Origin of the sequence: Staphylococcus sp. IVB6214 (assembly GCF_025558585.1) — a bacterium.
In the GTDB taxonomy this organism is placed as follows: Bacteria; Bacillota; Bacilli; order Staphylococcales; family Staphylococcaceae; genus Staphylococcus.
In genome coordinates this window covers 2,086,265-2,110,131 of sequence record NZ_CP094723.1, presented here as the reverse complement: position 1 = coordinate 2,110,131, position 23,867 = coordinate 2,086,265, and the positions used below count along the sequence as shown (strand labels likewise).

18 protein-coding genes, 1 tRNA gene and 1 riboswitch are annotated in these 23,867 nt (G+C 38.3%); of the genes, 14 read left to right on the top strand and 5 right to left on the bottom strand.

Features of this window, described 5'->3' with window-relative positions:
- The first annotated feature begins 171 nt into the window (after positions 1-171).
- Entirely contained in the window at positions 172-1,500 is a 1,329-nt protein-coding gene (locus tag MUA51_RS10365) for a sodium-dependent transporter (RefSeq protein ID WP_262559778.1), read from the top strand.
- Positions 1,501-1,547: 47 nt separating this feature from the next.
- Here the strand turns inward: MUA51_RS10365 and MUA51_RS10360 are convergent, their stop codons facing one another.
- The gene (locus MUA51_RS10360) at positions 1,548-2,891 is read right to left on the bottom strand and encodes a carboxylesterase family protein (protein ID WP_262559777.1); all 1,344 of its coding nucleotides are present in this window, start codon (positions 2,889-2,891) and stop codon (positions 1,548-1,550) included.
- Between the two features lie 174 nt (positions 2,892-3,065).
- On the opposite strand from MUA51_RS10360, the gene MUA51_RS10355 reads away from it, so the two are divergent.
- The 3 genes from MUA51_RS10355 to MUA51_RS10345 all read left to right on the top strand — a co-directional run bounded on the left by MUA51_RS10355 (position 3,066) and on the right by MUA51_RS10345 (position 6,676).
- Positions 3,066-3,962 (top strand): PLP-dependent cysteine synthase family protein, encoded by an 897-nt coding sequence (locus tag MUA51_RS10355; protein WP_262559776.1) that lies wholly within the window; start codon positions 3,066-3,068, stop codon positions 3,960-3,962.
- A gap of 3 nt (positions 3,963-3,965) precedes the next feature.
- Positions 3,966-5,117 carry a bifunctional cystathionine gamma-lyase/homocysteine desulfhydrase gene (locus tag MUA51_RS10350; RefSeq protein ID WP_262559775.1) on the top strand — a complete coding sequence of 384 codons (1,152 nt, stop codon included), beginning with the start codon at positions 3,966-3,968 and terminating at the stop codon, positions 5,115-5,117.
- A 563-nt stretch (positions 5,118-5,680) separates the two neighbouring features.
- The gene (locus MUA51_RS10345) at positions 5,681-6,676 is read left to right on the top strand and encodes a LysM peptidoglycan-binding domain-containing protein (protein WP_346657955.1); all 996 of its coding nucleotides are present in this window, start codon (positions 5,681-5,683) and stop codon (positions 6,674-6,676) included.
- A 48-nt stretch (positions 6,677-6,724) separates the two neighbouring features.
- Here the strand turns inward: MUA51_RS10345 and MUA51_RS10340 are convergent, their stop codons facing one another.
- On the bottom strand, positions 6,725-6,997 hold the full coding sequence (locus tag MUA51_RS10340; RefSeq protein ID WP_262559772.1) for a hypothetical protein: 273 nt from the start codon (positions 6,995-6,997) through the stop codon (positions 6,725-6,727).
- A 286-nt stretch (positions 6,998-7,283) separates the two neighbouring features.
- Here MUA51_RS10340 and isaB point away from each other — a divergent pair, with 286 nt between their 5' ends.
- Entirely contained in the window at positions 7,284-7,811 is a 528-nt protein-coding gene (gene isaB / locus MUA51_RS10335) for an immunodominant staphylococcal antigen IsaB family protein (protein WP_262559771.1), read from the top strand.
- A 57-nt stretch (positions 7,812-7,868) separates the two neighbouring features.
- Here isaB and MUA51_RS10330 read toward each other — a convergent pair whose 3' ends face one another.
- The 3 genes from MUA51_RS10330 to MUA51_RS10320 form a co-directional block, all read right to left on the bottom strand.
- Positions 7,869-9,920: a Mur ligase family protein gene (locus MUA51_RS10330; protein ID WP_262559770.1), complete on the bottom strand. Its 2,052-nt coding sequence runs from the start codon at positions 9,918-9,920 to the stop codon at positions 7,869-7,871.
- 243 nt (positions 9,921-10,163) lie between these two features.
- Positions 10,164-10,919 (bottom strand): YibE/F family protein, encoded by a 756-nt coding sequence (locus tag MUA51_RS10325; protein WP_262559769.1) that lies wholly within the window; start codon positions 10,917-10,919, stop codon positions 10,164-10,166.
- The gene (locus MUA51_RS10320; protein ID WP_481906534.1) at positions 10,919-12,025 is read right to left on the bottom strand and encodes a YibE/F family protein; all 1,107 of its coding nucleotides are present in this window, start codon (positions 12,023-12,025) and stop codon (positions 10,919-10,921) included. The genes MUA51_RS10325 and MUA51_RS10320 overlap by 1 nt, the downstream gene beginning before the upstream one ends.
- 167 nt (positions 12,026-12,192) lie before the next feature.
- Here MUA51_RS10320 and MUA51_RS10315 point away from each other — a divergent pair.
- The 9 genes from MUA51_RS10315 (at position 12,193) to MUA51_RS10275 (ending at position 23,737) form a co-directional block, all read left to right on the top strand.
- Positions 12,193-12,285 (top strand) — tRNA-Ser (locus MUA51_RS10315).
- 314 nt (positions 12,286-12,599) lie between these two features.
- On the top strand, positions 12,600-14,222 hold the full coding sequence (locus MUA51_RS10310; protein ID WP_262559767.1) for a poly(glycerol-phosphate) alpha-glucosyltransferase: 1,623 nt from the start codon (positions 12,600-12,602) through the stop codon (positions 14,220-14,222).
- A gap of 18 nt (positions 14,223-14,240) precedes the next feature.
- Positions 14,241-14,498: a hypothetical protein gene (locus tag MUA51_RS10305; RefSeq protein ID WP_262559766.1), complete on the top strand. Its 258-nt coding sequence runs from the start codon at positions 14,241-14,243 to the stop codon at positions 14,496-14,498.
- A 235-nt stretch (positions 14,499-14,733) separates the two neighbouring features.
- Complete coding sequence (nrdD, locus tag MUA51_RS10300) at positions 14,734-16,584, top strand: anaerobic ribonucleoside-triphosphate reductase (protein WP_262559764.1); 1,851 nt, start codon at positions 14,734-14,736, stop codon at positions 16,582-16,584.
- A complete protein-coding gene (nrdG, locus tag MUA51_RS10295) occupies positions 16,581-17,120 on the top strand; it encodes an anaerobic ribonucleoside-triphosphate reductase activating protein (protein WP_262559761.1) in 540 nt (179 codons plus the stop codon). Before nrdD ends, nrdG begins: the two co-directional genes overlap by 4 nt.
- A gap of 93 nt (positions 17,121-17,213) precedes the next feature.
- Positions 17,214-17,313: riboswitch (SAM riboswitch) on the top strand.
- A 106-nt stretch (positions 17,314-17,419) separates the two neighbouring features.
- Entirely contained in the window at positions 17,420-18,703 is a 1,284-nt protein-coding gene (locus MUA51_RS10290; RefSeq protein ID WP_262559760.1) for an O-acetylhomoserine aminocarboxypropyltransferase/cysteine synthase family protein, read from the top strand.
- 178 nt (positions 18,704-18,881) lie between these two features.
- Complete coding sequence (adcA, locus tag MUA51_RS10285) at positions 18,882-20,489, top strand: zinc ABC transporter substrate-binding lipoprotein AdcA (protein ID WP_262559759.1); 1,608 nt, start codon at positions 18,882-18,884, stop codon at positions 20,487-20,489.
- Positions 20,490-20,611: 122 nt separating this feature from the next.
- Entirely contained in the window at positions 20,612-21,550 is a 939-nt protein-coding gene (locus tag MUA51_RS10280; RefSeq protein ID WP_262559757.1) for a S41 family peptidase, read from the top strand.
- A 351-nt stretch (positions 21,551-21,901) separates the two neighbouring features.
- Positions 21,902-23,737 carry an LTA synthase family protein gene (locus MUA51_RS10275; protein ID WP_262559756.1) on the top strand — a complete coding sequence of 612 codons (1,836 nt, stop codon included), beginning with the start codon at positions 21,902-21,904 and terminating at the stop codon, positions 23,735-23,737.
- Positions 23,738-23,867: the final 130 nt, after the last annotated feature.

Below are 23,867 nucleotides of genomic sequence, written 5' to 3'. Positions count from 1 at the left end.
AACTTAATCATACCAAATGAAAGGAAATATTCAATGTTTACACAGAATTTTCATAATATTTTTTTATAAAAAAGATTGTGGTATATTGATTGCATGTTTATAGTATGTTATAGTTCTATAAATTACGTTTGAAAAATACTTTATCGCTTTAACGTAGAAAGGGTGAAAAGGTTGCGAAAAGAGTCGCAGTGGAAAACCTCAACAGGATTTATATTAGCAAGTGCCGGTTCAGCGATAGGATTAGGCGCCATGTGGAAGTTTCCGTATATGGCGGGAATGTACGGTGGCGGTGCATTTTTGTTAATGTTTCTATTATTTACAATATTAGTTGGACTTCCCTTATTGATTATGGAGTTTATTGTCGGAAGGGTTGGCCGTACATATACAACAGAGATATATAGTAGATTAACGAATAAGAAATGGTTGGACATTATTGGATGGAATGGGAATATCGCCGTTTTTGTATTGTTTGGTTTTTACAGTGTTATTGGCGGTTGGATTGTCATTTATATCGGTATCGTATTAATGCAATTATTACACGTACTGCCATCTGGTTTGACAGATATTACGTTTGAATCAATTATTAGTAACCCCGTTTATACAATTATGGGGCAATTTATTTTTATCGGGCTCACATGTGCGATTGTGATGCTCGGTGTGGAAAAGGGACTTGAGAAAGCATCTAAGATTATGATGCCACTACTCTTCATCTTTTTGCTCGTGATTGTCGCAAAGTCGCTGTCACTAGAAGGTGCATCAGAAGGTGTGCGTTTCTTATTCCAACCACGTATTGAAGATATTACGATGGAGTCTATGTTGTTCGCTTTAGGACAGTCATTCTTCGCCTTATCACTCGGTACAACAGGGATGATTACATACGCAAGTTATGCTTCTAAAGAGATGACGATTAAATCATCCGCATTGTCGATTGTAGTCATGAATATATTTATTTCTATTTTAGCAGGTCTCGCTATTTTCCCTGCGCTACAAGTTTTTGGTTACGAGCCGACTGAAGGACCTGGCTTATTGTTCAAAGTTTTACCGCTTGTATTTGATAAAATGCATTACGGGACATTGTTCTATTTTACTTTCTTAATCTTGTTCTTGTTTGCTGCGTTAACATCTTCTATTTCATTATTGGAATTAAATATTTCAAACTTAACACGCAATGATAATTCAAAGCGCTCACGTGTTGCATTATTAACAAGTTTCGCTGTGTTGATTATCAGTATCCCAGCTATGTTGTCATTTGGATCATTGAGTCATATCCAATTCGGTGCAGGAACAATTTTTGATAATATGGACTTTTTAGTATCCAATATTTTGATGCCACTCGGTGCACTTGCAACGACACTCGTTGTTGGGCAGTTGCTTGATAAGGACTTGCTCAAACAAGGATTTGGAAGCGATTGCTTTAAATTCTTCTATCCATGGTACGCATTAGTGAAGTATGTCTTACCATTCGTCATTCTAGCGGTGTTCATTTTACAATTACTTTAAAATATACAGGGAAAAGCACTTCCATCCAATGCGATGGGAGTGTTTTTTTAGGCATAATGACGGTGTTTTTCTGGGAGTTGACTCGTATGTGCAAATGTACTCAAGTCTTGAATCATCTGATGGCTTAACTGGATATCATGTGCATTCACAGTGGCTCCTTGTGCCGTCATAATATCAAGTCGTCCAAACCAGAACAGGACGTCTAATATATGATACGCACTCTGATATAAAGTATGTGTTGGATGTGTCCAATCGAACGCATACGTGTAGACGATATGATGATGTTGTTGCAGTCTTTTGAGATAAGACTGGAATGGTCGAAGAAAGTAATAATGAGTGATATAGTCGCGCTGTTGTTGTGCTGTGTCAATGTCATGTGTCGCCGGTTTAGGAAGCCCTGCACGTGTCGTAACCTTTTGAAATTGTTTGGGATCTAGCTTTTTATGTTCATTTTTAATATAAATATCACCCTCTGCTGACGTCATACCGATCCATATCGGATATGGTAAAGGCGCATTAGACTGTATAGGTATTGTCTCTGTGCATACAGGTTGATAGAGCAGTTCAAGGCCTTTTGACTTACCATACTGTGCTTGATGTCGTGCCATGAGCAGTAAAATAGTCTCTGACGACAGCGTTGTCCAAGATGTCTCAGGAGTGATTTCTGTCTTTAAAGCTTGAAATGCCTGTGCTTTTTGTTGGGCATACTTAGCCGTGTCAGGTTGTAAAATGCCGCTCATCAGCACAGCATTATTTACAAGTGGTTGGGCGCTTGGGAGTTGCAATAAAGCTTGAATACTCATGGCGCCAGCAGACTGGCCGATGAGTGTAATGCGTGTTGGGTCTCCACCGAAAGCATGGATGTGTTGATGTACCCAACGCAATGCACATATTTGATCGGATAAACCATTGTTGCTATTCCACGTAGCATTGATAACTGACCAATCAAGGAAACCCAATGCACCTAATCGATAATTACACGTGACAACGATGACGGGTTGTTGTTCGACGATGGCTTCAGGTTGATAGAGATCTTGTGCGCTATGTCCATTTACAAAACTTCCGGCGTAAAAGTAGAGTAGGACAGGTAAAGGGGCGTCATTGCTATGTTGATTGGGTCGCCAAATATTGAGTGTAAGGCAATCTTCGCTCTGTTCATATGTTTGGTGATGTACAGAGAAGAATGCTTCTAGTGTATTTGGTGGTTGGATTGGAATGGCACCAAATTGTCGTGCATCACGAATACCTTCCCACGTTTGTGTCCAAAGTTCGGCGTGTCGGAAACGTCGCTCACCGATGGGTGGCAGTGCATAAGGGATCCCTTTAAAGCTATCACTCTTTTCGTTTTGTATACCTTGAATTTTCCCCAATGTCGTTTGGACAATCACCATATGAAGCACTCCCTTTTATTGATTGGTGTTAGTACGAATATCCTTTATGAATAGTGTAACGTATATTGGATTTAAAGTGTGAATCGCAACATCAGGAGTGTATAGATTGAAATATTGAAAGACTTCGCCTATAATTCTTATTAATCAACTAGGTTTTGAAAAGGAGTCCATGATGTGAATACGATAGATTTAGTAGGTCAAACACCATTAGTGCAATTGCGACATTACAGTACAGAAGATGTTCGTATTTTTGCGAAGTTAGAGATGTACAATCCGGGTGGGAGTGTCAAAGATCGACTTGGGAAACACTTAATTGAACAAGCGATTGCACGGGGTGACTTGCAACGTGGAGGTCACTTGGTTGAGGCAACGGCAGGTAATACAGGTATTGGATTGGCACTTGTGGCATCACAGTATGATATTCAATGTGTGATCTTTGCGCCGGAAGGATTTTCTGAAGAGAAGATAGAGATTATGCGTGTGATGGGTGCAACGATATATCGTACACCACGAGCGGACGGGATGCTAGGTGCACGCCAAGCAGCCAAGCAATATGCGGAAACGGAAGGTGCCTATTATACGAATCAATTTGAAACGCCAGACAACCCAGCAGCTTATAAAGAAACATTAGCACAAGAGCTGTTACAGGCGTTGCCATCGATGGATTACTTTGTGGCAGGTGCGGGTTCTGGTGGAACATTCTCAGGTGTTTCAGAAGTGCTACAAACACACGGTATCAAGTCCGTTGTTGTTGAACCGACGGGGTCTATTTTAAGTGGTGGTGAGAAGGGCAAACATGATACAGAAGGTATTGGTGTTGAAGTATGGCCGCCATTTTTAGAACCATCATGGATTGAGCGTGTGGAAGTAGTACCAGATGAGATTGCCTTTCGTCATGTACGGGAATTAGCTAGACATGAAGGATTACTTGTAGGGAGTTCTTCTGGTGCAGCACTAGAAGGGGCATTGCGTGTCGCTAAGCGTATCGAACAAGGTGATATCGTCGTTGTATTCCCAGACGGTAGCGATCGTTATATGTCAAAACAGATATTTCAATATGGAGGCGTTTAAGTTATGAATAAAAAGACATTACTCATTCACGGAGGCAAGACAACAGACCCTTACACAGGGGCGGTGACAACACCCATTTATCAAACGAGTACATACGAACAAGATGGGATTGGCTCACTTCGTCAAGGATATGAGTATTCTCGTACGGCCAATCCAACACGTACAGCATTAGAATCTGTAATCGCGGACTTAGAACATGGCGAACACGGCTTTGCATTTGGATCGGGTATTGCGGCAATCAGCGCAGTTATCATGTTATTGGATCAAGGTGATCACGTTATCGTAGGATCAGATGTGTATGGTGGTACATACCGTGCGATGACAAAAGTATTCGAGCGATATGGTATTTCGTTCGACTTTGTCAATACAACAGATGTACAAAACATTGCAGACCAGATTCAACCGCAAACGAAGATGGTCTTCATTGAAACACCATCGAACCCGTTATTACGTATCACTGATATTCGTGCTGTCAGCGAGTTAGCGCGTAAACATGACTTGCTAACAGTTGTAGATAACACATTCATGACGCCTTACTTCCAAACACCACTGACACTTGGTGCGGACATCGTTGTTCACTCTGCAACGAAATATTTAGGCGGGCATAGTGATGTCGTTGCAGGACTTGTCGCTGTATCGGATGATGCGCTTGCAGAACATATTGGTTTTATCCAAAACTCTACGGGGGGCGTACTTGGACCACAAGACAGCTATTTGTTGGTACGTGGAATCAAAACACTCGGCTTGAGATTAGATCAAATTGAAAAGAATGCGTTAGCAGTGGTGTCTATGTTGGAAGAACATCCAAATGTATTAAACGTATATCATCCAAGTCAAAAAGACCATTTGAATTACGAGATACATCAAGCGCAATCTGAGGGAGCACCGGGTGTCGTTTCATTTGAAGTGGCAGATGTTGAGCAGGCGAAAAAACTAGTCACAGATACACGCTATTTCACATTGGCAGAAAGTTTAGGCGCTGTGGAAAGTCTTATTTCTGTACCGAGTTTGATGACGCATGCCTCTATCCCAGCAGATATCCGTGCGAAAGAAGGTATCGCGGATGGATTGGTACGACTCTCTTTAGGTATTGAAGATACAGAAGACTTAGTGGCAGATTTGAAACAAGCATTGGATGCATTGACAAGAAAATAAATATAAAGTATTGATTGGAAAGCGTTGAGAAGAGCTGATTGCCAGCTTTTTTCAACGCTTTAGTATATTGTAGACAATTATATTTCGCGCAAGTTTATTATTATCAAAAAGTGAAAAATACATTAAATGCCGGATGAGAAAAAATGATGTGACTTTAATGGTTGAAAATCAAGTGATTTCATCATGTTTTTTAATGAATAATATGCTGTGTCAGTATTGTGACAAGTGGTTATCAGTATTTTGTAATAAGAATGTTATATAAATGGTATATATTTTCACATGTACGACGTGTATAATGAAAAAATGTAAAATAGTTACGTGAGGAGAGAAAAACTGTGCGGAAAAAAGTAATTGCAGCCGTTATCGGTACATCAGCCATTTCGACAGTGGCTGCAGTGAGTGATGCAGAAGCAGCTACATATCGTGTGCAAGCAGGCGATTCATTGTGGTCAATTGCCACGAAACATCAAATAAGTATTGCACAGCTGAAGTCATACAATAACTTGAACTCAAACTTGATTTTCCCTAATCAAGTGTTACAAGTATCTGGTGGCAGAACAGCAGTGCGTCAAACAAATCAAACGAACAATCAAAGAAGTTATACTGCGACCAATGGAACATATACAGTTAGAAGTGGTGACTCGTTATCAGCGATTGCAGCACGCTATGGTACAACGTATCAAAATATTATGCGTTTAAATGGCTTGAACAACTTCTTAATCTTTCCGGGACAAAAACTTCGTGTAAGCGGGTCGGCGACGAGTCAAGCAACAACGCAAAATGCTGGTCGTACTCAGACGAATACAAGCAACGGTACGGGGGCATATTACACGGTACAACCGGGCGATTCATTAGCGTTGATTGCGTCAAAATATGGGACGACATACCAAAATATTATGAACTTGAACGGCTTGAGAGGATTTCTGATTCATCCTGGTCAAAAGTTAAAAGTCAGTGGGTCAGCAGTATCGAATCAAGCAGTACAACGTCAAAATACAACTACTGCTAATACGACGACAAGTGGATCTTATTATACGGTACAACCGGGAGATTCACTGGGGTTGATTGCGTCAAAATATGGAACAACATACCAAAATATTATGAACTTGAACGGCTTAAATAGTTTCTTGATCTTTCCAGGACAAAAGTTGAAAGTGACTGGAACAACAAGTTCTCAAGCACAAACGACAGTGACAACAACAGCTTACAACACATCGCCTGTTTTCAATCATAAAAATTACTATGACTGGGGACAATGTACGTGGCATGTATTTAATAAGCGACAAGCAGCAGGGCGTGCAATCAGTACATATTGGTGGAATGCAAATACATGGGATAATAATGCTGTAAGAGATGGTTATCTCGTAAATAATCAACCAGCAGTTGGATCTATCTTACAATCTGATCTTGGTTATTATGGACATGTTGCTTATGTTGAACGTATCAATAGTGATGGCAGTATTCTTGTATCAGAGATGAATTATAGCGCAGGACCAGGCGTGTTGACATATCGTACAATACCAAGTTATAGCGTACGAGCATTTAAATATATTCATTAAAATAAAAAGCAGTCGATCTCTACATGATGAGATTGACTGCTTTTATCATTATTGATTCTTGATAGATTTGAATTTATCAGCTTGTGCGCGTAATTGGCGACTGAGCGAGAATAGTGACCAAGCTTTGACGAATTTATTTTTGGCACTAAATGATAGATAGAAATCTAACAACATATCGGCAGAACCAAGTCCTAAAGATAAATAACTTAGTTTTTTGTTTTTTGAGCGATAAACGTAGTAGTTATAACTGTCTAATGCGATTGTTGTACCTGATAAAACAGTTGATAGAACGCTCAATCCTTTTTGTGATTTTTTAGCCATTCCATGTCACTCCTTATAACTTCAATAATCTTGGATACAGTATAATATATATCCTTTTTTAAATATTGTACACATAGTTGTTGTGTTTTTTACTATTATACGGCTATTTATGACATGATACAGTGAAATACGTGTATATTGATGATGAGTTTGTTACGATTAAGATATCGTATAAAAGTAATATGCCATCAAATAGAAAATTAACGATGGCTATATGACATAGCGAATACGATATCGTGTGATTGTAGAACCCTATGATGAACGAAAGAAAAGAGGAGTGACTCAAATGAATAAATATATGAAGATGCTAGTTGCGACAGGTGTATCAACAGGATTGTTATTAGGTGGCGTTTCAGTTTCATACGCTGCGGATAAATCAACACAAACTGACAAAAAGGTAGAACAAAAGGCGTATTATAGTTATAAAGGAACATTTAATCACAAAAATAATGATGCCTTGAAAGATAAATACTTCTATCAAGGATTAGCTGCAGACAATTTCAAATATGAAGGCTTAAAAGTGGGTCAATCGACAAAAGCAGATATGGATAAAGCACTTGGCAAAAATGTGAAGTCGATTGGAACAGAAGCAGGCATTGCATATTATGAGAAAAATGATGTTATTTTAGGCTTTGATAAAAATCAAAAATTGGTAGACTTAGTACTTAAGATTGAAAAAATTAAAGACAATAAGAAAGATATTCAAAAACATGTAGACGAAGAAGCATTTTATGATGCTGGTACCACACAAATATCTTTCTTCCCGAATGAAGTCATCACAATCACAGCGAAAGACCGTGTGGTTGTACAATAAAGAAGTAATAACAAATCGCACCACTACATACATATGTGTAGTGGTGCGATTTTGTTATTAGAAGGTAATTAAAGATTTGAGTGCATCTGGATCAGTATGAGAAGTGAAAATGATCGTTTGATCACACCCACGAATAAATCCGCTTTTATGTTTATGACCGACAATGAATGTATTGCTGAAGCGGAACAAGTCATATTGGTAATCTTTCAATATTTGATACAAGTCATGGACTGAAAAACTTTGGCGTTCTTTTTTCATAAATCGTCCAGTAAGATTGATTGATACAGATGGATTGAAATCATATTTCTCAATCAATTGATGTGTATACTGACTTCGATTTCGGAAGTTTTTAAATAAACGATCCGACAATTCATATAATACAGACGGATGTGGACTATTTGTAGCATATTTCAAGAGCGCATATGTCGATATAGGGCGCCCTGTATAGAATGTCTGATTGTTCGTTCCCCATTCTTTGAGTGGTTGTGTCGTGTTCTCGACGTTATGGTCCATAGCATACAGATAGAAGATAAATGGACCTATCCCATCAATTGTCATTGAATTGTTAGCGTTATGCGCGCGAGTAATCTCAAGCGTCTCGTTATCAATAATGAGATAGCTCTCTCCTAAGCGAGCCATTTCATCAAACAACTCAGCTTGTTGATATTGAATGCGATTGGCTGATAATACGTGCGGTAGCTTTCGAGCGAGCACGGGGAAGTCTGTACCACCGCTGGAAGACTTCAACAATGTCAATGAGTCTTCGTTACATAAAAACTTCAAGTCATTGATCATCGTTTCAATACTTGCATACCACGTGATGTTCTTGTTTTTCACTTGACCAACCACTGGACGCAAATCATTATTCAAGCAGAGAATGTAATCAGCATTTGATTCTGATAAAACAGGAATCAGTTCTTCATGTACTGCGCGTGCTTTATCACCTAAGTCACTAATCTGACCGATTGCGATGATTTTGTTTCCTTTGAAGAATTGTGTTTGTGTATCGAAAGCTTTGATAGCATTAATCATTGCTGGTAATGAAGCGTTATGTGTATCATCGATAAGTGTTAATTGATGATGTTGTGCTTGAATTTGTTTCATTTTGAGTATTTTTGAGAATGGTTGGAAGTCTTCTAACGCTTTAGGGTTAATTGATACGCCGAGTTTTTTCAATGCGAGTAATGCCCCAAGTGTATTAGAAATCATACCTGAACTAATCGTATTGAGTTTGTAGGTTTCTATACTATCAGATTCTGAAATACCGAAATGAATAGATCCTTTCTGATATTGGATGAATTCTGGTGTAAGATCAGCATGAGATGATGTTACGGTAGAATACGTAAAGACGTTATTTGTCTTTTTAGCTGCTTGCTCCTTTAAATAGTCAACAAACAATGTGTCTCCATTAATGATGGCAATCCCATCTTCAGATAAGCCGTTAAAGATACGTGCCTTTAGTTTTGCAATTTCTTCTATGCTTTGGAATGATGAAAAGTGCGCTGCGCCAATTCCTGTTATCACAGCGACATCAGGGCGTAAATTCACAGCAGTATCTTCAATATAATTGATGGCATTGAGAGATGTTTCAATAACCGCAAAGTCAGGATTTTTAATTAACTTCAACATGTTTGAATAAATTGCCCCACGCACGTTGTTGTTTCCTCTGTTTTCTAACACATGATAGTCTTGTAAGAGTGAAGTAGTAATCATACGTGTAGAACTCTTACCCATTGAGCCAGTGATTGCGATGAGTGGATTTGTATACTGATTACGAATATAAATTGCTAATTTTTTTAAAGATGCAACAGAGTCTTCGATAATAATTTGTGGAATGGGGTGATGTAATCCCTCTACTTCTTTTTCAGTGATGATTAGTCCAATATCTTCTTGTTCAAGGTTGATCAGATCATTACCGTCTGGTGCATTTTTGCCTCGACCTAAAAAGCGAGACCAAGTTTTTTTATTCGGTGAAAAGAATGCCGTGCGTTTTGAATTGACATAGTTAAAAATGGTTTCGAAGTCATCGATAATATTATTTTCATTATGCTGATCCACGTTAATCGTTTTGCCGTTAAGGATGTCATTGATTTCTTTAATAGTTAACATAGTTAAATATACCCCTAGAATATAAGTTTTCAGTGATGATTATAGCATATTGAACGTCTTTTGAAGCACTGTTTATGTTTTTGTGTAAAAATTTTATAAAAAAGTAATGAAGAGTGGCATGGTTAATGAAATATAAACAAACTGCTTAGAGATGAGACGTAAGCAATTTGTACTTTGGAAAATGCCTTAACAGTAGAATTTTGTCCCAATCTCAAGCAGTTCGTATCATCAATGTTCCAGATGTTATTTTTTTGGCCGTGTGAGTAACGTTGCTGTCATAAAAGCGGTAATAGGGATACATATCGCAATTGCAATTCCGCCAAGTGCAATCGTAATGATCTCTTGTGTGAAGAGTTTGGTATTTATTAGATGGCCTAAGCGATAATCCAAGTTAAAAAACCAAAATAGTAATGTTAGAGACCCCCCTAAAAAGGCGAGATAGATTGTATTTGCAGAAGTTGCTAATATTTCTCTACCAACACGCATACCAGAAACAAAGAGTTGCTTCCGTGTTAATGCAGGATTTGTCACATGCAGTTCAAACATGGGTGAGCTGATTGTGATTGCCAAATCAATAACCGCTGCAATAACTGCTAATATGACTGTAAATATCATAAATTGTGTCATATTAATACCAATATTTAAAGAATACACATATGTTTCATCTTGTTCTTCAGGTGTAAAACCTTGTAGATGTCCAGTCTGTACTGAAAAATAAATAGCTGCCAACATAAGTAATGTAGTGAAAATACTTGCAATAAAAGCAGCAACCGTTTTGATATTGACACCGTTCAGAAGAAACAGGTTGACGGCTGCGATTAATAGACTGAAAACGAAACACATGATATAAATCGGTGCCCCGAACACAATAAATAATAGTGTGAGAAATAGAATGATAAAGTTCAAAAACAAAGTAAAAAACGAAACGACGCCTGTTTTTCCACCAAGTAGACTCATCAAGATGAATAGGATGAGCATCAGAATCAAAATCGCATTCATTAGATGCTTCCCCCTTTCCAGCGATGCCAGATTTGCATAAGAAGAATGGTAAGTGGCACAGTTAGTACAATGCCAATACCACCTGTGATGGCGCGACATATCTCAAGAGACCAGTTCATTGAAATACTGTATGTCAATGTGTTGCCGTTCTTTAAAAATAATAACAACATCGGAAGGCTTCCTGCTAAATAGGAAAATAATAAAATATTCGTCATTGTCCCCATGATATCTTTTCCAATATTTTGGCCCGCTTTAATCCAACGTTGCGTCGAGATGGATGGTGTGCGCTGTAAAATTTCATACATGCCACTCGATATCGTAATGGCGACATCCATCACCGCGCCAAGCGTACCAACCAACACGGAAGTAAGAAAAATCATTTTAGGTTGCACTGTTAAAAAACTCATTGTCTCATATTTGATCCCTTGACTATTCGTTAAGGTAATGACGAGCCACGCAATACCCACACATATAAATGTACCGAGTAGGGTACTCGCAATCGTCACAATTGTTCGTGACTGCCATCCAGTGACGAGTGTTAGCGTCAGACTCGTTGCTACAACCACTGCAATACTCATCAAAAGAAATAGGTCTAGGTTTGGATTTTGGTTATATAACCATACCGCAACTAGAATTGCTCCAGTGTTCATTATTAATGAAGCCATTGATTGTAGACCAATTCTTTGACCGATGACAAGTAAGGCGAGTATAAATACGCTCAATACTGTCACAACAAGCGTATCTCTTTTCTTTTCCACAACATAAGCTTCATTTGTTGATGTATTGATATGTAGTAGAAGTCGATCACCTGCGCGGTATGGCTGAGCTTCAGTATGAGAGGCATTGTACTGATGTTCAACATTCAAAGTTGCCCCTTTTTGAGAGGTGTTTAACAGTTTGACTGATAATTGATCTGTATAATGTATGTCGCGATTATGTTGTTCATCAACTGTTTTTTTACTGTGATGCGATGTTACTTTTGTCACTTTCCCAATGGGTACTTGATAAAAGGATGCATTGCAATAAGTGAAGCTGATGAGCACGATAGTTAGTACTAGGCAAATACCGATAATGATATGCCATGGGTTTCGAAATAATCGATGAATCAATGGAAGTCGCTCCTTTTATGAACAAAATACAAATGAATAAAATAAGCGTATCTTAGTAAGAAGTGAATATCAAACATGAGCTGCAAAAAAAGTATGAAAAAATTTGAAAATAGTGTTGACATTATATTGTAGCTATTATATTATGGTTATTGTGTTCGAGATATGGAGGAATACCCAAGTCCGGCTGAAGGGATCGGTCTTGAAAACCGACAGGGGCTTAACGGCTCGCGGGGGTTCGAATCCCTCTTCCTCCGCCATTATAAGTAAAATCCAAGACTAATAGATAAAAATCTGGATGATTCCAGAACACAGAAGAAGCATCTCATAACGATATGAGGTGCTTCTTTTTTATGTTTAAGTTAAAAATATTATGTTTCAGAACGTATTATATTGATTGTGAAAGTATTGAATAATATTAATAGAATATATATCTATTATCGTAATTTTATTTAATACAGATTTTACAATGTATAGACATAGAATGTTTTAAGTTATCATGCGTTTATTAACCGTTGCAGAATTCTTTAAATACTTGTAAAGTATAGTAAATGGGATTAAAAGGAGAAGAGGTATGACGCTAGAAAATAATATTCAAGCACTTGTTAAAAAAATTGAACAAGAGTCGTTGGCGTATGACTATGTTTTCATTAGTTTAGGTATTCCAGATAGGAAAGCACAAGTCAGTCTATTTAAAAATCGTCGTCATCTTGATCGAGATATTCATAAATACTGTCAAAAGTTTAGATCAAAAGTAGGCAAGTTTCCGGAGTGGATTAAGGTTGATATCGTAACAGACACAGAATCTGTATTATTCGATGATGTAGCAGAAGAATTGGTTCGTACACGACGAAACTATGTAGATTTTGGTATCGCATTGGATAAAAATTGGTATCTGACATTTTTGCCAGAAGAGATTAATGCGAATGCTTTTATTCGTCCTGAAAAAGGGACATCAAACATGTATTTATCAGAAGACAATATCAACAACTATATGAAGAAATACACAGGTCATCGTCGCAAATTTAGCATTGCGGCATATAAAGGTGAGACAGTCACAAAGTTCTATACACAAGGGTTCATTTTTGATGGAGAAGGTGTCTATCGACTTCACAGTAAAGGCTATCAAAAAAACCTTCGTCAAATAGACGATTTAAATGTAGAGATGGATCGCCTAATCGCTCATAGTACAACATTTTTAGAAGGTATGTTGCAAGAAGACGGTCGTTACATTTATGGTTACTTCCCACATTTTGATAATACGATCAACTTCTATAATATATTACGTCACTCATCTTCGACATATTCGTTGGTAGAAGGCTTATCATACTTAGGGAAAGATTTAGAGCCGGTTGAACGCGCGATTGAGTATATTATTAAACATTATATTGCAACGGATGAGACAGGCGCACAATTTGTCTTTGATGATACGAAAGATATTAATGAGATAAAACTTGGGCAAAATGCTGCGTTTATTTTTGCAGTGTGTGAGTATATAAAACACGGCGGTAAAAATACAAGCTACTTGAAATATGCACAAGGTGTTGCAGAAGGTGTATTGAAGATGATTGATGACACTACGGGTGAAACGGTGCATATTTTAAATTACCCAGACTTCTCAGTTAAAGAGAAGTACCGTATCGTGTATTACGATGGGGAAGCAGCACTTGGTTTATTACGATTGTATCAACAAGATCATGACGAACGCTGGTTGAAGACAGTGCAAACATTGTTTGAGCATTTCATCAAAAATGATTATTGGAAGTATCATGACCACTGGCTTGGTTATTGTACGAACGAATTAGTTCAAGTGACACCACACGAGAAATACTTCAGATTTGGTATCAACAACGTAAGTTCATATTTAGATTATATGAAACAGAGGGAGACAACCTTCCCGACATTCCTAGAGATGTTGATGGCAACATATCATTTAGTTGAAAAGGCCAAAGTATCAGGGTACCAACATTTAGTGGATGAACTATTAGATGAAGAGAAGTTTTTAGATACGATTCATACACGAGCAGACTACGAGCGCACAGGCTTTTTCTACCCTGAAATTGCGATGTATTTCAAAAATCCAAGTCGCATTTTGAATAGTTTCTTTATCAAGCACCACGGGTATCGCGTACGAATTGATGATATTGAGCATTACTTGTCAGGATATGTACAGTATCAGCATGTATTTAAAAAATAGTAGTAAGGAGTTAGTCAGATGACAGAAGAAAAAGTAAAGGACCATGATGTCGTCGATGAAAAGCATGAAGATCCGAATGAAGCAATCAACAAGGAGATTGAAGCTGAACTGCTTGCTTATTTAGAAAGTGAAGAATCTAAGGAAGAAAAGGAAGAAAAAAAGAAATATAAATCAGTGATATTTATATCAACACTTATCATTTTAATTCTTTATTTAACAAAATTAAGCAAAAAGATGTTCTTCATATATTATGGCATTCTAGATTTCATATTATAAGATAGTTGGGGCGTTACACTCTGAGATAAGGGGTGTAGCGCTTTTTTGTATTGTTAAGAAAATGAATGGTGCAAACGCATGTAATGATCAACATATAATTGTGCAAGGTGTAAAGTTCACATAACGTTCTCAAAGAAATGACAAATCAGTTAACAGCTTTGTTGTGAGTTGAAAACACTATATATAGTATCTAAAATGAGTATCAGACACTATATGTAGGAAGAAGCGTGTAAATATGAATCAGTTAGAAAAAGACCTTAAAGGGCTGATCACAAAAGATCCGACAATTGTGAATGAAAATGCAAATAAAGACAGTCAAACATTTGCTACAATGCGTGACTTGACTGCAGGTGTTGTTTCAAAATCATATGGATTGATGCATCTGTTGCCACAACATGTGGCTGCGGCACATCAATCAGGAAAAATTCACTTTCATGATTTAGATTATCACCCTTTTCAACCACTGACGAATTGTTGTTTGATCGATGCGAAAGATATGTTGGCACATGGATTTCAAATTGGGAATGCACATGTAACATCACCGAAGTCGATTCAAACGGCAGCGGCACAACTTGTGCAAATGATTGCGAACGTATCAAGCAGCCAGTACGGTGGCTGTACGATTGATCGAATTGATGAAGTACTCAGTGAATATGCGATACATAATGAACGTAAACACCGTGCAATGGCAGAAAAATATGTCCGTCCAGAAGATATCGAATGCTATGTCGATGAACAAGTGACGCAAGATATTTTTGCGGCGATTGAAAGTTTAGAATATGAAGTTAATACACTCTATACGTCTAATGGGCAAACACCTTTCGTGACGTTTGGTTTCGGCTTGGGAACGGATGAGATGAGTCGTAAAATCCAACAAGCGATTCTACAAACACGAATCAAAGGGTTAGGAAAAGATCGTGTAACAGCCATTTTCCCAAAACTTGTCTTTTCAATTAAGAAAGGCGTGAATTTCGCTCCGACTGATCCCAATTATGACATTAAGCAATTAGCGCTAGAATGCTCAATGAAGCGGATGTATCCGGATATTTTGAATTATGACAAGACGGTTGAACTTTTAGGAGATTTCAAGGCGCCAATGGGTTGTCGTTCGTTCTTACCTGCTTGGCAAAATGAACAAGGGGAGTATGAGAATAGCGGACGTTGTAACTTAGGTGTTGTGACATTGAATCTGCCACGTATTGCTCTAGAATCAAATGGCGACAAGGCACATTTCTGGTCACTCTTTGAAGAGCGTATGAATGTTCTACATGATGCGTTGGCGTTTCGTATTGAGCGCGTGAAACAAGCTGAACCGAATAATGCACCGATTTTGTACAAGCATGGTGCATTTAAATATCGTTTGCAAGAACAAGATGATGTGTTTACGTTATTTGACAACCAGCGTGCGACAATTTCAATGGGATATATTGGTCTTTATGAAGTGGCGACCGTGTTCTATGGTCCTGAATGGGAGACGAATCCAGAAGCTAAGGCATTTACGATTGATATTTTAAAGGCAATGCGTGACTATCAGTATGCTTGGACGGCAGAACATGATGTATGGTTTAGCATATACAGTACGCCAAGTGAATCATTGACCGATCGTTTTTGTCGTTTAGATTATGAGCAGTTCGGTGCGGTACCTGATGTAACAGATAAAGGCTATTATCAAAACTCTTTCCATTATGATGTGCGCAAAGATGTGACGCCGTTCGAGAAGTTGGACTTTGAGCAAGACTATCCACACTATGCGAGCGGGGGTTATATTCATTACTGTGAGTATCCGAAGTTAGACCACAACAAAAAGGCGTTAGAAGCGGTATGGGACTATTCATATGATCGTGTCAGTTACTTAGGAACGAATATTCCAATCGACCATTGTTATGAATGCGGATTTGAAGGTGACTTTGATACGACAGACACAGGGTATTGCTGTCCAAACTGCGGTAACAAAGACCCCGAAACGGTTGATGTAGTGAAAAGAACATGTGGCTATCTTGGTAACCCAGTGCAACGCCCAACGATTGAAGGACGACACAAGGAGATTTGTGCACGGGTTAAACATATGAAGGTGCCGAAATCATGAAAGGCGCACCGTTAATACAGGGATCCGGATACATTGCCAAAATTGAAACGCATAGTTTTGTCGATGGTGAAGGGGTTCGTTGCAGCCTTTATGTATCGGGGTGTCCGTTTCGTTGTCCGGGTTGTTACAATGTCGCAGCACAACATTTTCGTTATGGTGAACCATTCACGGATCCGATTATCGATGAAGTAATCTCAGCTTGTGAACCTTCGTATATTTCAGGGTTGAGCATTCTCGGTGGTGAACCTTTCTGCAACTTAGCGGTTATTGTACCGTTAATCCGTGCGTTTCGTCATCACTTTGGTCATACGAAAGACATTTGGGTGTGGACAGGTTATCAACTCGAGTATTTGTGGTGTCAAGATGATGAACGCAAGACAATCCTTCAAAATATCGATGTCCTTGTGGACGGGATGTTTATACAACATCTCTATCGTCCTAATCTTGCCTATCGTGGCTCGCTGAACCAACGGGTAATTCATATGCCGACCTTTAGAGAAACATTCTCGGTAGGACGTGCCATCTATGTTGAATAAATATCTCGGAATTCGAAAAAGATTGGTTGACTTTCGGAATTTTCTGATATATGATAGCGTTACATTTAAAAAGTAACAGGTGACAATAAATATATCTTATCAAGATTGGTGAAGGGACAGGCCCTATGAAACCAGGCAACCTATTGAGTTAGGTGCTAATTCCTGCAGGTGATACGAACCTGAGAGATAAGTCTTTTATAATCAAATCGACTATTGATTATACGAATAGATACACACAGGAAATCTTGATACAAGTTGAGATTTGCCTGTGTGCTTTTTTATTTATAGGAGGGAATCATATGGCGGAATCATTCGAATTTGAAACATTGCAATTACATGCAGGACAAGAGGTAGATGCAGTGTCCAAGTCACGTGCTTTGCCGATTTATCAAACGACTTCATTTACATTTGATGATACAGGGCATGCAGCAAGATTATTTGGGTTAGAAGAAGTGGGGAATATTTATACACGATTAACAAACCCAACGACGGCAGTGTTAGAGACACGTGTTGCCGAATTAGAAGGTGGCGTTGCGGGTGTTGCAGTGGCGTCAGGTATGGCAGCAATAACGTATGCTATTCAAGCCGTAGCACAAAATGGCGATCATATCGTAGCTAGTGACAAATTATATGGTGGCACACACACGCTTTTCAGTCATACATTACCTAAGTTTGGCATTGAAGTGACATTAGTAGATACAACGAAAGTGGAACAAATTGAAGCAGCAATCCGTCCAAATACAAAAGGACTTTTCATTGAAACAATCGGTAATCCAGAAGGGAATATTGATGACTTTGATGCTTTAGCCACTGTGACAAAGAAACATGGTATTGTGCTCATCGTCGATAATACATTTGCATCACCCTACTTATTCCGTCCGATTGAGTACGGTGCAAATATTGTGGTTCACTCAGCAACGAAGTTTATCGGTGGTCACGGTACGTCAATGGGCGGTGTCATCGTGGATGCAGGTAACTTTGACTGGGGGGATGGCAAGTTCCCAGGGTTAAGTGAACCAGATCCGTCATATCATGGACTTGTGTTCAAAGATGCTTTTGGTGAAGCAGCATTAGCATTCAAAATCCGCACAACACTTTTGCGTGATACAGGTGCGGCACTATCGCCATTCAACGCCTTTTTATTAACTCAAGGGTTAGAAACATTGTCACTTCGTCTTGAACGTCATGTTGAAAATGCAGAAAAAGTCGCGCATTATTTAGAAGGACATGATCAAGTGGCTTGGGTGAAATATGCTGGTTTAGAATCAAATGAGTACTATGAAAATAAACAGCGTTATTTACCAAAAGGAGCAGGATCTATCTTTACATTTGGCGTGAAAGGCGGTTATGAAGCAGGAAAGCAGTTCATCGAAGGACTGGAACTGTTCTCATTACTCGCTAACGTAGGAGATGCGAAGTCATTAGTGATTCATCCAGCATCAACAACACACCAACAATTAACGGAAGAAGAGCAGCGTGCAGCAGGTATTGAGCCGGAAACAATCCGTTTGTCTATCGGTATTGAACATATTAACGACATTATTGCTGACTTAGACCGTGGTTTTGCAGCAATTCAATCATAAATACGAGACACTTTGGAAACCTTTTACGCAGGTTTCTGAAGTGTCTTTATTTGTGTGATTAAATAAAATAAGCATAAAAAAAGTTGACAAATGAACAAAAAACGTCATTGCACATTTGTCTAGTCTCATGTATAATTCTAATCGTAATGATTACTATTTGAAGGAAGGCGTCTAATAAATGAAGAAAAGTTTAAAAGTAGTAGCGACAGCAGCACTTGCAAGCTCGTTATTAGTAGCATGTGGTCAGTCTGATGATAATAAAGCTTCTTCAGGCGACAAGATGAAAGTAACAACAACAGTTTATCCGCTCCAATCATTTGTTGAACAAATCGGTGGGAAACACGTCGAAGTGGATTCTATTTACCCTAAAGGTGCGGACTTACATAGTTTCGAGCCATCACAAAAAGATATTATTAACGCGAGTAAATCAGATGTGTTCGTATACACAGGTGATAATTTAGATCCAGTTGCTAAGAAAGTAGCCGGTGCAATCAAGAAAGACGATCACAAGTTATCTCTTGAAGATAGCCTTGATAAGACAGAGTTATTAACAGACCAACATGAACATGATCACGAAGGTGAAGCGCACGATCACGATCATGAAGGCGAAGATCATGACCATGAAGCAGAAGGACATGAACATGATCACGAGTCAGATGATCACGGTCATGCACATCATCATCACGGTGGTTACGATCCACACGTATGGTTAGATCCAAACATGGATGAAGCATTTGTCAAAGCAATTCGTGATGACTTAAGTGAACGTGACCCAGAACACAAAAAAGAATACAAAGAAAATGCTGACAAGTTATTGAAAGATTTAGATAAACTTGATAACAAAATGGAAAAAGCAACAGAAGGTCATGAAGGGCACGCAGTATTCGTATCACACGAATCACTTGGCTACTTAGCAGACCGTTATGGTTTCGTTCAAAAAGGTGTTCAAAGCTTGAATGCAGAAGACCCATCACAAAAAGAATTAACTAAAATTGTAGACGAAATCAACGAAACAGGTGCGAAATACATCTTGTACGAAGAAAACGTCGCAAATAAAGTAACTGATACAATTCGTAAAGAAACAGACGCGAAACCTTTGAAATTTAACAACATGGAAGCTGTTTCAAAAGATCAAGCCAAAGATGCAACTTATCAAACATTAATGGAAGAAAACATCAAAAACATTGAAAAAGCATTGAATGATAAGATTGAAGTTGAAGATGAAAAAGCTGCTGACAAACACTCAAAAGCAATTCAAGACGGTTACTTCAAAGATAGCCAAGTGAAAGACCGTGAGTTATCAGACTATGCGGGCGAATGGCAATCTGTATACCCATTATTAAAAGATGGTACATTAGACGAAGTATTTGAACATAAAGCTGAAGAAAAAGGCGACAAATCAGCAAAAGAATATAAAGAGTACTATGATGTTGGTTACAAAACAGACATTGAAAATATCAAAATTACAGATGACACAATGACATTCACAAGAAATGGCAAATCTGTAACAGGTACGTATAAATATGATGGTAAAGACATCTTAGACTATGAAGGTGGTAACCGTGGCGTACGTTACACATTCAAGTTAGACGGTGAAGGTTCTAAAGACTTACCGAAATATGTACAATTCAGTGACCACAACATTGCACCGGTTAAAACAGGTCACTACCATATCTTCATGGGTAACGACCGTGATAAAGTCTTAAAAGAATTAGACAACTGGCCAACATACTACCCAGCTGATCTTTCTAAAGAAGAAGTGAAAGAAGAAATGTTAGCACACTAATATCAATGAGTAACACCTATGATAGGGAGATACCCTTCATAGGTGTTTTTTTATGACTGCTTAAAGCTGTAATTAAGCATGTTATAATTGTATCGATAATAGGAAGACAAGGAGTGTTTCAGATGAAGAAGATTGTTTGGTGGGGTATAGGTGTTGTGACAGTACTCGCAATCACTGTGTTCTTTTTACTCAAAACGTATGGACCTTATTACAATATTTATGTGACAAAACCATCGACAAAAGACTATGTCAAAGTTGCAATCACGCAAATGGAGAGTCAAGGACTCTATGCCAAGGGAGAACAGTGGGAACGTGCCAAAGAAGAAGCTTATCAAACGACAAAGGATGCAAAGTCATATGAAGATACCCACGATGCATTGCGTAAAGCATTGAAAGTGGCTGGCGGTAAACACTCATTTCTTCAAGCCCCATCTGAACAAAGCGATATGAAAGATCAAGTAGCGTATCCAACAAGTAAAAAGGTAGGTACAACCCTTGTATTAGAATTGCCGGGATTCATGGGGAGTGAAAAAGAAGCAGAACGTTATGCGAAAACATTGAATGATGCACTTGAAAAACAGGATTACGAACGTGTGATTGTAGACTTACAAGGTAATGACGGTGGTGATATGGGACCGATGATTGCAGGATTGTCTAAGATTATTCCAGATGGGACACTTATGTCGTGGGTCGATCGTAAAGGGAACAGCTTTGATGCCACATTGAAAAAAGGCAAAATCAATGGTGGTGGTACGCCGTTACAAATGAAAGCTGGGTCCAAGGACTTAGACACGCCGGTGGATGTACTCATCGGCAATAAGACAGCAAGTTCTGGGGAGATTACGGCCCTTGCTTTTAAAGGACGCTCGCATACACAGTTTATCGGTAAAGACACTGCGACGTATACGACAGCTAATACAACACTGCAACTTTATGATGGGACACAAATGAACATTACGAATTATAAAATTAAAGACCGTACAGGAAAATATTATGAAAACAACCCAATTCATCCCGATATTGTGAGTGACAAAGCGCTTGAAACAGCACTCAGCCAGTAGAACGTTATGCAAGTGTACAAAAATACAAGTAGATGCTCTTAAAATCTAAAATTAGAAAAAACAAGAGATAGTTATCAATTTAAACAGGACTTCATATATTTTAAAAACAAAATATGTGGGGTTCTTTTTATGGTTAATATATGGCAAGGTTTTTAGAAATGTTGAGAGATAGGAACGTTGACAGTGACTATCAATATTGAATGACCTTAATTAACTATCGGAATAGACGGAGTTGAATCAGGTGAAACATCGATTTGTCAAATCGTTTTTTCTCAAAAGTATGTGACAAGGGGGACAAGACGACGTAAAATAAAAATGATTATGTAGACAAATAGGAGGTATTCGCATCAGATGCAATGGATTATTTATCTTGTAGCAGGGCTTTTAGTCACAGCAATCGATGTCACAGTTTTAAAACAACACAGAACGATAGGGCGTGTCATTAAGAAGGGATTATTTTACCTTATTACTATTAATATCGTCACACTTGGACTATTTGTTTTTGTGTTGAAACGTACAGATAGTGTAGAAAGTACAACATATCAGTCAATATTCGCATTGTATTACATAGGCATCGCATTGCTATTTGGTGCATTATGGATTGCAGTTAAATATTTATTACAACGTCAAACACAAGTCCAACTTCATCACACAACAGTGAAACGTCGTTGGCTCGATGTGACAATCAAAATCTTTACGATGTTATTTGCAATTATCGGTTTACTTGCAGTGTATTTTTCAAATTGGTTCATCGACTACTTCGGTAATATTACGCCGGAACAGTTTTTATTTAACTTGAAGTCACCTATCAAAGGAACATCGGATGGCATGGTTGAAGAAATGTTTCGTACACCTATTTTAAAAGCACTCTTCTTAGCAATACCGTTATTTATTCTAGTCGTGTATAACAGATACGATGTTATTGGACAACGACAACGCACCTTATTGAAACGTACAGTGATGAGAACACTGCTGTTGCTCGTTTCGCTCGTTGTATTAGTTACAGGTGTTACGTATAGTTCGCAAAAGTTGCGTTTACCTGAAGTGTATGAAGCTTATGCGAAGGATTCACAGTATATTAAGCAAAACTATGTCACACCTACAACAAAACAGTATCAGTTTCCAGAGAAAAAGCGAAACTTAGTACATATTTATTTAGAATCTGTTGAGAACTCTTATTTATCGAAAAATCTAGGCGGTTATATGAATGAAAACTTAATGTCTGAGTTAACAGAACTATCGAAAGAAGGTGTGCACTTCTCAGACTCGAAAGATCCATTTGGTGGTCCACATCAAACGTATGGTTCAAGCTGGTCCGTAGCGGGCATGGTGAACATGGGCATGGGTATTCCACTGAAGATTCCGATGAACGGAAACAGTTACGGAAAGTCAGGTTACTTCTTGCCAGGCGCTCGTGGAATAGGTGATATCTTGCATGAAGAAGGTTATGAACAAACGATTATGTTTGGTGCAGACGCTGACTTTGGTGGATTGACAACGTATTTCAAATCACATGGTAATTTTAATATTTGGGATTGGAAATATGCACGTGATCATGGCTATATTCCGAAAGATTACAAAGTATGGTGGGGCTTTGAAGATGATAAGCTGTATAATTATGCGAAGCAGGAAATCACACGCTTGTCACAAACAGGAAAGCCTTTCAACTTTACGATGGAAACAGCAGATACGCATTTCCCTGATGGATACGTGTCAAAAAATACACCGACACCACGTGATAATCAATATGCGAATGTTATTGCCTACTCAACATCAGAAGCGGTAGCGTTTGTCCGCTGGTTACAACAACAGCCCTATTATGAAAACACAACGATTGTCATTACAGGTGATCATCTCAGCATGGATAAAAAGTTCTTCAAAGACTTTGATCCAGATTATAAACGTGACATTTTTAATCTCATCATTAATCCCGCAAAAGAACCTGAGAAAGTACAAAACCGTCAATTCGCACCATTAGATATGTTCCCAACTATTTTATCGAGCATGGGTGTTGAAATTAAAGGTGATCGTCTTGGTTTAGGGACAGACTTATTCTCAGAGACACCGACGTTGATTGAACGAGATGGTCTAGAGAAGTTTGATAGTGAGATTAGTATGAATAGTAACTATTACAATAAACAATTCGTTAGTGAACGAGGCTCTGGTAAACAAAAAGTTGAACAATAATTAGGCTGGTACACGTTTTAAGACAAGAAATTAAGTATCTAATGCTAACAATATCGTTTAATAGGAAAAAGTATTTTGACATAATGGTTGACATATAATTACGTTTTTAGTTACACTACAGATGTGTAAT